The following is a 13,160-nucleotide window of genomic DNA, read 5'->3' on the forward strand; positions in this document are numbered from 1 at the left end:
AGAGTATTAGTGGAGTTGTCGAAGAAGGATATCCTCAACAGAAAATTTCGCAACGAACGACTCGAACTCTGGAAAGTTCTCCAGAATTTTCTCCTACTATCTTGGAAAAATTGATTAATAGTTTGGAGAGTATTAGTGGAGTTGTCGAAGAAGGATATCCTCAACAGAAAATTTCGCAACGGAGAAATCAAACTTTAGAAACTGATTTATTGCTAAACATTCTAGAGCTAGAAATTAACAAAACTCGCCTGCAAAAATTACTCAACCAAGAAGTCTATTATTGTCAGATAGAATCTATCGAAGATATCGAATATGAGGGATGGGTTTATGACTTTGAAGTAAGCCAACATCATAACTTTGTAGCAAATAATATTCTTTGCCATAACACGATTCAAACCATAGCATTTTTGCTCAATCAACAAGAACAAGAAGCACTCGAAGCACCCACATTATTAGTTTGCCCTACCTCCGTATTAGGTAACTGGGAAAGAGAAGTTAAAAAATTCGGACCTAGTTTAAAAGTAATAGTACATCACGGCGATAAACGTGCCAAAGGAAAAGAATTTGCTAAAGCAGTAAAAGACAAACATTTAGTAATAACAAGTTACGCTTTATTGTATCGAGATGAAAAAATATTACAGACAATAAAATGGCAGTCAGTAATAGTTGATGAAGCGCAAAATATTAAAAATCCAGAGGCAAAACAATCTCAAGCAGCAAGAAAATTAGACGCATCTTTTAGAATTGCCTTAACAGGAACTCCTGTAGAAAATCGCCTTTCAGAATTATGGTCAATTTTAGATTTTTTGAATCCTGGATATTTAGGTCAAAAGAAATTTTTCCAGCGTCGGTTTGCTATTCCCATCGAAAAATATGGCGATACAAATTCATTACAAACTTTACGTTCTCTAGTTCAACCATTCATTCTGCGTCGCCTCAAAACTGACAAAGATATTATTCAAGATTTACCAGAAAAACAAGAAAATACCATCTTTTGCCCCCTAGCAAATGAACAGGCAAAACTCTATCAAAATATAGTTGAAAATTCCTTAGCAGAAATTGAAGCTGCTGATGGAATTCAGCGAAAAGGAAAAATTTTAGCCTTATTAGTAAAGCTGAAACAACTCTGTAATCATCCCGTACTTTTACAAATCAAAAAAGGCAGTAAGAAAAAAGTAGAAATTAGCGATACAAACTCTGGAAAATTGCAACGGATAGGGGCAATGTTAGAAGAAATAATGTCTCAAGGAGAACGAGCAATTATCTTTACCCAATTTGCTGAATGGGGAAAAGTTTTACAACCTTATTTAGAGAAAATTTTAGGTAGAGAAATTTTGTATTTATATGGAGCTACCCGCAAAATTAAAAGAGAAGAAATGGTAGACCAATTCCAACTAGATCCTCAAGGTCCGCCGATAATGATTCTGTCATTAAAAGCAGGAGGAACGGGTTTAAATTTGACTCGCGCTAATCATGTTTTTCACTTTGATAGATGGTGGAATCCCGCAGTAGAAAATCAGGCTACCGATCGGGTATTTAGAATAGGTCAAACTCGGAATGTTCAAGTGCATAAATTTGTATGTACCGGAACATTAGAAGAAAAAATACATGACTTAATTGAAAGTAAAAAAGAATTAGCAGAGCAAGTAGTAGGTGCAGGTGAACAATGGTTAACTGAACTAGATACAGACCAATTAAGAAATTTACTAATACTTGACAGAAATCAAGTAATTGAAGATGAGTAGGGGAAGTGTGAGGAGTGTGGGGAGTGTGGGGAGTGGAGAAGAAATAAAAATATGAATAATTGACCATTTTTTGAATTCAAAATTCAAAATTCAAAGTTCAAAAATTTTGGTTCGTTCCTTAATTTCAATAATTGTTTAATTAAGGATTCAAGCCTCGTTATTCAAAGAGCGAAAAAATCAAAAATATTTTCCTTATTTCAAGCCTCTAACTTCAGGCAGAGGTTATAATGAGCGAATTAATAATTTTTAATTCAGAATTGATTTGACACTTTATCCTTTGAGAATAATTTTTAATTTATTATACCAAATCTCAAAATTATTGCTACATCTTCTTGAGAGTAGACTGAACCATATTGACGGATAACTAATAACTAATAATATGATGTTCGGATAATAAGTGATAAAAAAGTTTTTGTTTGTAGTAGGGCTTTAGCCCTATCTATCTATTGACTGATAACTAATCATATTAATATGATACAAATAGTGATAAAAAAGTTTTTGTTTGTAGTAGGGTTCTAGCCCTATTTATTTAGGGTTTCCTAAAAAAGAGTAGGGGAGTGGCGGAGTATTTTTTTTCCCTCCTCTGCGCAAAATGCTAACTTTTTGAATGTTTTAAACTGAAAAATTAGCAATTTTTTCGACTTAAAAATGCTAAAATATATATATGTAAATCCTTTGAGATTTAATCAGCAAGCCCTATCTATAATTGGGGCTAAATCCCTACTACAAACTTTCATTACAACTGATAACTGATAACTGATAACTGAAATGAACTTACAAAGCGACAAAGAATGGTGGACTCAACAATGGATAGACTTGTTAAATTCTTATCGGTTCAAAAAACGATTAGAACGGGCAAGAAATTATGCCAGACAAGGCAATGTTCTGAGTTTAGAATTCAAAGAGCAAAGAATTATTGCTCAAGTTCAAGGTACAGCACCCGAACCCTACAAATTATCTTTATGGTTAGATAATTTCACTGATGAAGACTGGGGTTATATCATTAAAACTATGTCAGAAAGAGCAATATTTACCGCCAAATTATTAGCGGGAGAAATGCCTCAAAACATAGAAGAAATTTTTGCTGCTAATGGTTTAAGACTATTTCCTTTTACATTAGATGAAATTCATTCTCGATGTGACTGCCCAGACAAAGCCAGAGTTTGTAAACATATTGCAGCAGTTTATTATTTATTAGGCGATCGCTTCAGTGACGACCCATTTCTATTATTTCAATTACGTGGTCGTACCAAAGAAAAAATCTTAGAAGAACTACGTCAAAAACGTGGTCAAAGTGAAGATGAAAAAGTGACAGAAGCAGAAAAAATAAAATCTGAAAAAACACAAGGAAAGGATTTAGCTACCAGCCCCCCAACTGTAACTTCAGCTACTCAAGAAACTCTAAAAATTCAGCAATTCTGGGAATATAATCAACAGTTAGATTCTTCCTTAGTAGTCATTACGCCATCTCCAAGTAATGAGACAGTTTTAGATGTTTTAGGACAAATTCCTTTAGGCGCATCTGCTGATATTGTCATGAATTCTTTCCAGAAAATTTATCAGAATATTAGTCAGCAGGCAGTGATAACAGCATTAAACCAGGGAGAAGATGAATATGATAGCTAAAGTCAAAAGTTAAAAGCTATAAAATTCACAATTTTTCTTCGTTTTTCCCTCTTCCTTCTTACTTATACCAATTCACTTTAAAGATGTCACAAATATAGCAATATGATTTAAGTTGTGAGATATTGGATAATTTTGGGGAACAGAAAACAGGGAATAGGGAACAAGAAAGAAGAAAAAAATATATCTGATGAATACGATAAATGTTATACCAAATCTCGCTCATTCTTACTAAATCTTCTTGAGAGTAGGGAGTAGGGAGTAGGGAGTAGGGTTAAAAGAAATAAGATATATTCACTCTTTTCCTAGAATCCTTAAAAACATTGCTCTTACTTATTTATTAGACATAGGCGTGAAAAAGATATATATTTTTTGTGGCTAGTAGGGAACAGGGAACACTTAACTGGGAACAGGGTATATATTTTCACGAAAAAGATACGAAAAATAATTTCGGAGAGTGAATTTGACAACTCTAGCTTGTCTTAAATAAAGAGCAAGTGTATTTTCTGGAGAGGTCTATTACTTAATAACTGAAGTCCCATCGGAAGGTCTTGCATTATTTTTGGTAATTGGTATCATATTATCTACTTTTAAGGAAAACTTCAATTCTCACATCTGATTCCTGATGCTATAGTTTCAAACTAAAGATGTGAAATAATTTCCTGAAATTACTGTAGCGTCAAAATTTCGAGCCGATAAAACCTTACTGTTGACTTTTAACTTCCGTAAAACAGTATTAGCTACAATATTTGTAATATTATTTTTTCACAATGGATACAATTTGGATGAATATTGGGTACAGATTCCTGTTCCCTGTTCCCTATTCTCTGTTTATTGTTGCTAATAACCAAAATATTGTAAAATTCTTTAGATAAAATACTTTTGACTTCCATGAAATGCTCAACTAAACTTCCCTGATTGATTTGTTACCTGCCCAACTTTCCGCAACCCGATCCTCAAACTCCCATTTTTTTTCATCTGTTAAATTACGGAATTTCTTATTAAAGGATATTTAATAATCCGCCCCTAATTATCTATACCAATAAAATATATTTGAGCTAATTTTAATTGTTGTACAAAGCTTGAGAATTTGTATAAATTACTGGCAATTTAAAAAAAACTACATGTTATAATAAGATGAGCTAGGTAAAATACTAATAGCTATATAACTTGAATTTATACGGTAGTGATTTTTTACCATGTTTGTACGAAACTTTTTAGGATTTTCCTTAGTAAGTCTTTTAGTTTCAGCTCCTCCAGTTAATCACTCGCAACCTGCATTGACAACTCAGATGGAATCAGAGCCATCACAATTGTTGGCAATAGATTTTCCCCCATCCGATTCAAGAGGTGCGCCATCTAGAACTAGAGGAGCTGGGTCTCGTGGTCCATGTAATCCAATAATAGAAGAAAAATCAGGAGTCAACCTAACTGCTGTAATGCCAGAAAATAATATAGGTACAACAGTTAGTCCTAACCCAACTGTCTATCTATATGTTCCAAAAAGCAGTAAACAAAAGGCAGAATTTGCTCTGTATGATTGGACAAATAGAGCTAGAGAACCAATATACATAACCAATATATCTCTACCCCAGTCCGCTGGAATTGTCAAAGTAAATTTGCCAAAAACTGTTGAATTACAACCTAATAACACTTATGTTTGGCATTTTGGTATAATTTGCGACCCAGACCAGCGTAGTTTAGATTATTATATTAACGGATGGTTACAACGTACCTCTCTAACTCCAAAAACAGAAGCTAAATTGAAAGAACTGGAGGAAAAACCATTAGAGCAAGCCAAACTCTATGCTGAATCATCCGTGTGGAGTGAAACTATAACAACTTTAGAAAAATCTCGTGCAGCTTATCCTAATGCCTGGAAAGAACTTTTACAATCAGTAGGACTAGGAAAAATTGCGGATAGCCAAATCTTTGATTTTTCTCAAGAAATACAATCCGATTAAAGATAATCACAATTGTTAAATTATCTTGAAGATCGACACGAAAAAATGACTGGATAAAGTTAGCTGGCCAATTTAAACAGCTAGTTAAATAATGAATCGCGACATTTTGATGCTACTAATATCTAGTTAATATCCATGATTAAAATTTGAAAATTTTGCTACTCTTGGATACTATTTTCAAGATATTTAGGATATTTAAGTTTAATGGATTTATTCAACACCTTTTGACAGGGAACAACCTCTTAAAAATTTTGTATAGGATTAATACCCTTGAGTATAATATGAATTAGCTTGGTTTTTGTTTTCTGTGATTTAAGTACAACCTTCAAAAGTTTTCAATATTTATGTAGATATGTTTAAGTTTGTCCAATTATTTAGCTTCAGTAGTTAACCCTGAGTGAAATCTCGTTATGATTTTCTAGGAGCAAGATTCAAATTATTCATCTGGCAGTGGCGCGGGGTGTGGATAACTACTCCGTGCATAACTACCTTTGTTATCCTACTACGCCTAACCGGAATATTACAGTCATGGGAGTGGGGTACATACGATTTTTATATCCGAAACAGACCTTTACCTACACAGGATCGGCGTATTGCCATAATTGGCATTGATGAAGCAGACGTACACAAAATAGGTCAACCCGTTCTTCCCGATGCTACATACGCCAAGCTACTGGAAAAACTCAAAGCTATGGAACCTAGAGCTATTGGTTTAGATATTTACCGAGATTTACCTGTACAACCTGGTCATGAAGAATTAATTAGAGTCTTTCAAAACACTCCGAATTTAGTTGGTATCGAGAAAGTAGTAGGGGATAACAAACGAGAAGGAGTAGCACCACCACCAGCTTTAAAAGAAAAAGGACAGGTAGGGGCAAATGATATACTCGCTGATGCAGATGGCCGAGTCAGAAGGGGTTTATTTTACTTAGATAATCAAGATGGGGAAACTATCCATAGTTTTGCTCTACATTTAGCATTGCATTATTTAAAAAAGGAAAATATTAAAGCAGAAATAGTAGAGGGAACCAATAACTGGCGTATAGGAAATCAAGTCTTCATTCCCTTTGAAAAAAATGATGGTGGCTATGTGAAAACTGATGCAGGTGGCTATCAGTTATTAATCAACTATCGAGGACCTAGTGGTTATTTTGAAACTGTTAGTCTCACAGATATTCTTGAAGACCAAGTACCTCCAGACTGGGGAAGCGATCGCATCATTCTGATTGGAAAGGTAGGAGAAAGTTTTAACGATCTATTCTATACGCCATATAGTAGTAGTCTGTTAACCCTGCCAAAACCAATGGCAGGAGTAGAACTTCAAGCAAATTTTATTAGTCAAATTATTAGTGCTGCCTTAAATGAACGTTCCTTAATTAGAACTTGGTCTGAACCCCAGGAATGGTTATGGATTTTTATTTGGTCTGGACTTGGAGCTAAAGTTACATGGCACTGGCGAAATCAAACAAAACAATTTTTATCATTAGCTTTATTTAAACACCTCGCTCTAGAAATATTTATTTTATTTGGTAGCACTTATCTTGGTTTTATTTGTGGTTGGTGGATTCCTGTTGTACCACCTCTATTAGCATTATTAGGTGCTTTCTTTGTTATTACAGGTTATGTTGCTGGTACTGCTAGTGGGATTAGAAAAACTTTTGGCCGTTATCTTTCCAATGAAATAGTCAGCAATTTATTGGAAAGTAAAGAAGGTTTAAAAATAGGTGGTAAAAGACAAACTATTACTGTATTAGCTTCTGATTTAAGAGGATTTACAGCTCTTTCAGAGAAACTATCTTCAGAAACTGTAGTAGAAATTATTAATATTTATCTGCAAGATATATTAAAAATAATCACAGACTATGGTGGTAATATTGACAAGTTACTTGGCGATGGAATAATGGTTCTTTTTGGTGCTCCAATAGTTAGGGAAGATGATGCGGAAAGAGCAGTTGCTTGTGCTTTGGCAATGCAGTTAGAAATGGAGTCTATTAATAAGAAAATTCAAGTCTTAGGATTACCAGCTTTAGAGATGGGTATTGGTATTAATACAGGGGATGCAGTAGTCGGAAATATTGGCTCTGAAGAACATACAGAATATACTGCTATTGGTTGGGAAGTTAACTTGGCTTTTAGGATAGAAACCTATGCCATCGGGAATCAAATCTTAATTTCTAATTCTACTAAAGAAGCGATCGGTATTTCAAAATTAAGAATAGATAGTATGAAGGAAATCAAGCCTAAAGGAATGAGTAATCCAATCAATATTTATGAACTAGGAGGTATTGCTGGTAAATATAATCTGTTTTTACCAAAAGAACAGGAAATATTATTAATGTTAGAAAAACCAATTCCTATCTTTTATTTGATTGTAGAAGGCAAACAGGTTAGTAATACTGTGTTTAAAGGAAATTTACTTAAGCTTTCTCACAGAGGTGCAGAGATAGAGATGAATAAATTGGCTTCAACAGATTCAATACCATTACCTTATAGTAATATTCAACTTAATTTATTGAAGCCTGACAATCAATCATTTATGAGCGAACATATTTATGGGAAAATATTAAAAGTAGAAGAAGCATCAAAGACTTTTTATATCCGTTTTACTTTCAAACCTCAATCTGTTATTCAACAACTCGATAATTTATATCAGTCTTCATTAAAAAGATAAATGAAAGATAGCTATTATAGGGAGTCTAGGTGTCCTAGAGCTGAATAGCTATCTTTGCAAGAAAATTTGGGTAGATGAGATGGAATATCAATGTTCTTCTACATAGTATCTCTGCAGTTCCTACTAAAGTTATCAGATAGGTTGCACTACTACTTTTATTACTTACCTAATTAGTTGATATAGCAATACATAGCTATCTATAATGCTATCTAAAAGGTATTATTACTCTACACAATGGTTTTACGGTTTTAAGGGGAGTTGTTGACTGGGAAACAGGGGATAGCAAAATTATATCGGGTGGTAAAGAACCGACTGTGGTAGTCTACCAAAGGCAAGAAACTAAAAACTTACCAGAAATTCGTCAAGCTCAGGGTTGGGTAATGACTGAAGATAGTAATATTACGCTCACATCTACTTCACCCACTTTTAAAACGGGTAGTTTACAATTAATTCATCCAGGTTGTTATCTATTTTTACCAACAATATTTGATCATTCTTAGTAATTGTTGTTTTAATAACTTTAACTAACGATATTAATTAGATAACTTAGATAACTATGAAATTAAAATCTCTGTTTACTTCCGTCAGTTTCACATCTAGATTTTGGTTGATTTTTTATATCTTATTTTGCCAAAAACCAGTCAATCCTCAAATAATACCAGACCAAACATTAGGGCAAGAAAGCACAATTATTAAGAATATTGACCAACTCAAAAAACAAATAGAAGGCGGCGCAATTAGAGGGTCAAACTTATTCCACAGTTTGCAAGAATTTAACATACAAGAAAATCAAAGCGTCTACTTCACCAACCCAGCCGGAATTGAAAATATATTAACTAGAATTACAGGTAATAATGCCAGCAATATATTAGGAAAACTAGGAGTAGAAGGAGCAGCAAACTTATTTTTAATCAATCCCAACGGTATATTTTTCGGATCTAACGCCACTCTAGACATTCGTGGTTCATTTATCGCCACAACAGCCGACGAAATGCAATTAGGAGAAAATGGATTATTCAGTGCCACAAACCCTCAAAATAGTAATCTATTATCCGTGGCACCATCAGCTATATTTTTTAATCAAATAGCGACTCATAGAGGAAATATTATTAACCAATCAACATCAGCAGAAATAGGATTACAAATTCCCACAGGAGAAACCCTAGGATTAGTAGGAGGTCGCATCATAATTGATGGCGGAAAACTTACAACAGAACAAGGAAGAATCGAAATAGGCAGCGTCGGAAGCAATAGTTTAATCAAATTAGAAAACACAGAAAATAATTATGTATTAAATTATTCAGGAGTAGAGAACTTTAACAACATTGAAGTGAAAAATAATGCAGTAGTAGACGTAAGTGGAGAAGGAAGTGGAGAGATACAAATACAAGGAAAAAAGATACAAATAAAAGAAAAATCAAGAATTTTAGCCAACACATTAGGAACCCAACTAGGAGGCAACATATCATTAACTGCCAGCGAATCAATAGAAGTAAATGACAGCTTAGTAGATGCCGATGTTGGACTAGGTGCAACAGGCAATGGAGCAAGTATCACAACCAATAGTCCAGGTTTAACACTCATAAGTGGAGGACAAATTAGCACAGCAACACTTGGAACAGGAGCAAGTGGAGAATTAACAGTAAACGCCCAAGAGATAGTAGCAATAGGAGCATCATCAGATGGTGAAAACCTGAGTGGTTTATTTACAGACGTATTACCAGGAGCAACAGGGAGAGGCGGAGATGTCACAATAAACACTCAAAGCTTGAAATTATTAACTGGAGGGCAACTAGGAGCCAACGTATTTGGAGAAGGAGAAGGAGGAAACCTAACAGTAAACGCCAAACAAATAGAAGCAAGAGGCACAATACCAGTGGAAGCACCCCTACCACAACAACAACTACTACTGCAAGCCCTCAATGGTCAATTTCCCAGTGCAATTTTAGCCATAGTCATACCACAAGCAACAGGAAATAGTGGGAAATTAACAGTAAATAGCGATCGCATCCTCTTAGAAGATGGAGCGCAAATAGGAACAGGAACATTTGGACTGGGAAATAGTGGAGAACTAGCAATAAAAGCAACAGAGATAGAAGCAGTAGGAACCTCAGCAGATGGGTTATTACCAACTAGCTTTTTTAGTTCAGTGTTATTTGGAGCCACAGGTCAAGGTGGAAATATAAATATTGAGACACAAAGTCTGAGTCTAGAAGATGGGGGGCAAGTAAGAGCAGGAACATCTGGAATAGGAAACAGTGGAGACGTAACCGTGAAAGCGAAAGAAATTAACCTACAAGATAGCTCTGGTAATGGTCGGTTTGCCAGTAGTATCCAAGCATCTGTGGAAGATTTATCAGATCTAATTCCTGAAGCCTTGGGTAGTGGAGATGGAGGCCAAGTATTAATAGAAACTGAGCGACTGAGTATGGAAAATGGAGCTACAGTTAGTGCCAGCACATTTGGGGAAGGGCAAGGTGGAAATATTGAAATCAATGCTACTGACATTGATGTTAATAACAGTGTCATTAGTGCTGAGAGCAATGATAATAATAGTATCGCTAGAACTACCATTGGAGATGGAGGAAACTTAAGCATTAATACTCAAAGTCTCAACCTCAAAAATGGTGGCAGACTCCTAGCATCGACATCAAGTGGAGGTCAAGGGGGAAATATTACGATCGATGCCACAGAAATGGAAGCCTCTGGAATTTCACCAGATGGCAAATTTCCCAGTGGTATAGACAGTCGAGTCCAACAGGGATCAACAGGAAACGGCGGCAACTTAACCATAAATACCCAACGTCTAATACAAACAGATGGAGCATCAATTCAAGCCGGGGTTCTCAGTTCCGGTCAAGGGGGCAACGTTACAATCAATGCTACAGAGATTGAATTATCTGGTAGCGCTGCAAGTACAAACTTATTTCCAGAATTATCACCTCTGATCCAAAGCATAAACGGTGAAATTTCTAGTTCTTTATTGGTAACTGTTTTGCCTGGCGCAACCGGAAAAGGTGGAAACTTAACAATCAATACTCAAAATCTGACCGTGCGAGATGGAGGATTAATTGGTACAGGAACATTTGGTTCAGGAGAAAGTGGAGATTTAACAGTAAAAGCAACAGAAATTAACTTAATAGGTACTAACCCTACCGGTCAACTTCCTAGTACTTTGTTTACTTCAGTTTTGTCAGGAGCAACAGGCAATGGTGGAAACTTAAGCATTGATACCGAACGCCTCCGACTCACAAACGGTGGCCAACTCAGAGCAGGTACATCTGGTTTAGGTAAAAGTGGAGATTTGACTATACGAGCCAAAGATATTGAAATCACTGGTCGGGCTTTTGACATCACTGGTCGTGCTGATGATGATGGAGTTGGTAGTGGTATATTTGCTAGTGTAGAAGACTTAACAGAGTTATCTTTAGGTCAGGGTAAAGGGGATGGGGGTAACGCATTCATTCAAACAGAACGCTTAACAATTTTAGACGGAGCTGAAGTTAGTGTCATAACTGAAGGTGAGGGTAAAGCTGGAAATCTAACCATTAACGCCACTGACAATATTACTCTTTCTGGAGTCAGCGACCTTACAGGTAACTCCAGTGCTATCACTGCTGGCAGCGAACCAGGAGCAACACAAATAGGTGGAAATCTGAATATTACTACTCCCACCCTCAATCTCAGTAACGGTGCTATTGTTACTGCCAGAAGTCGCAGCAATTCTAATGGTGGTAATATCTCTTTAAATGTCAATCATCTCAACCTTGCTAGTGGCGCTCAAATTCTCACCTCCAGTTTCAATGACGGTAATGCCGGAACTATTAATATTAATGCGGATACTGCTATTACTCTCTCTGGACGTGATGTAAATTTTAACGACCGAGTGGCTAACTTTCAACCACAAAACATTGACACTGATGGGGCAGAAACTGCTATTACTTCTCGTTCTCGTGGTAATGGTAACGCTGGCTCTGTCACTATCAATACACCCACTTTAAGAGTAGAAGAGACGGGTACGATCGCTGTCAGCAGTTCTGGCAGTGGGGTAGCAGGTTCCCTGAATATTAATGCTCCTTCCATTCAACTCAATAATGGTACTCTCAGCGCTGAAACTGCTGCCGGAAACCAAGGCAACATTACCATACAAGCTTCAGAAATTAACCTCCAAAATCAGAGTGCTATTACTACAGATGCTACCAATACAGCCACAGGTGGGGATATTAATGTTGAGACAAAATTTTTAATTGGTTCAGACAATAGTAACATTAGTGCCAATGCAATAGTTGGTGAAGGGGGTAATATTTCTATTGGAGCACAAGGAGTGTTTTTAGACAATAGTAGTGAAATTACTGCCACCTCAGCTTTGGGTATTGATGGTTCAGTAAAACTGAATACTCAGGTAGACCCGACTCAAGGAGTGGTAAAATTATCTGCTAGTGTCATAGATGCTCAGTCATTAGTGGCACAAAATTTATGTGCTGCAACAACTGGGGAAAAACAGGGAAGTTCTTTTATCATTACAGGTAGAGGTGGTCTCCCACCAGACCCGACTCAACCATTGACAGTATTGAGGGGAACTGTGGGGTGGGAAAGTAATACACAAGAGGACACAAAAGTGGTGATGTCTGAGTCTCAACAACCAGTGGTGGTTTACCGTAGGCCAAAAAATCAGAATTTGCCACAAATTACTCAGGCAATGGGTTGGGTTATGACTGAATCTGGTAAAGTCACCCTAACATCTACTGCAAATAGAATTAATTCAGCTAGTCCACAATTAACTCATCCTAGTTGTTATCTATTTACACCTCTAGGAGTTGAAACTTCTAAAAAATAATAATTTGCTGTTTTTTAAATCACTAATATGAATTCAAACTCTTTATTAAACTCGATAAATACAACCTCTAATATTCTTGTAATTTTGATAATTTTATTACATCAAAAATCTGTCAATTCTCAAATAGTTCCAGATCGAACATTAGATTCAGAAAGTTCTGTTGTTAACAGTATTGACAAGCTCAAAGAAAAAATAGAAGGGGGTGCAATTCGTGGGTCAAATTTATTTCACAGTTTTCAAGAATTTAACGTGGGAAAAGGTCAAAGCGTCTACTTCATAAATCCAGCAGGAATTGAAAATATATTAACTAGAATAACAGG

At 35.8% G+C, this 13,160-nt stretch carries 7 protein-coding genes; all 7 read left to right on the forward strand.

Annotated elements, in window-relative coordinates:
- The coding region (locus ACP6PM_RS06180) for an SNF2-related protein (RefSeq protein WP_426582823.1) at nt 1–1,745 on the forward strand (1,745 nt) is incomplete at its 5' end.
- Nucleotides 1,746–2,513: 768 nt separating this feature from the next.
- Complete coding sequence (locus ACP6PM_RS06185) at nt 2,514–3,371, forward strand: SWIM zinc finger family protein (RefSeq protein ID WP_426582824.1); 858 nt, start codon at nt 2,514–2,516, stop codon at nt 3,369–3,371.
- Nucleotides 3,372–4,567: 1,196 nt separating this feature from the next.
- Nucleotides 4,568–5,332, forward strand: a complete 765-nt coding sequence (locus ACP6PM_RS06190) for a DUF928 domain-containing protein (protein ID WP_426582825.1) — start codon at nt 4,568–4,570, stop codon at nt 5,330–5,332.
- Between the two features lie 397 nt (nt 5,333–5,729).
- Nucleotides 5,730–8,003, forward strand: a complete 2,274-nt coding sequence (locus ACP6PM_RS06195; RefSeq protein ID WP_426582827.1) for a CHASE2 domain-containing protein — start codon at nt 5,730–5,732, stop codon at nt 8,001–8,003.
- Between the two features lie 314 nt (nt 8,004–8,317).
- On the forward strand, nt 8,318–8,503 hold the full coding sequence (locus ACP6PM_RS06200; protein ID WP_426582829.1) for a hypothetical protein: 186 nt from the start codon (nt 8,318–8,320) through the stop codon (nt 8,501–8,503).
- Between the two features lie 56 nt (nt 8,504–8,559).
- Nucleotides 8,560–12,840 carry a two-partner secretion domain-containing protein gene (locus ACP6PM_RS06205; protein WP_426582831.1) on the forward strand — a complete coding sequence of 1,427 codons (4,281 nt, stop codon included), beginning with the start codon at nt 8,560–8,562 and terminating at the stop codon, nt 12,838–12,840.
- Nucleotides 12,841–12,867: 27 nt separating this feature from the next.
- Nucleotides 12,868–13,160: two-partner secretion domain-containing protein (locus ACP6PM_RS06210; protein WP_472847515.1), on the forward strand; the 293-nt coding region annotated here is incomplete at its 3' end.

Source organism: Dapis brunnea BLCC-M229, assembly GCF_050015995.1.
GTDB lineage: Bacteria > Cyanobacteriota > Cyanobacteriia > Cyanobacteriales > Microcoleaceae > Trichodesmium.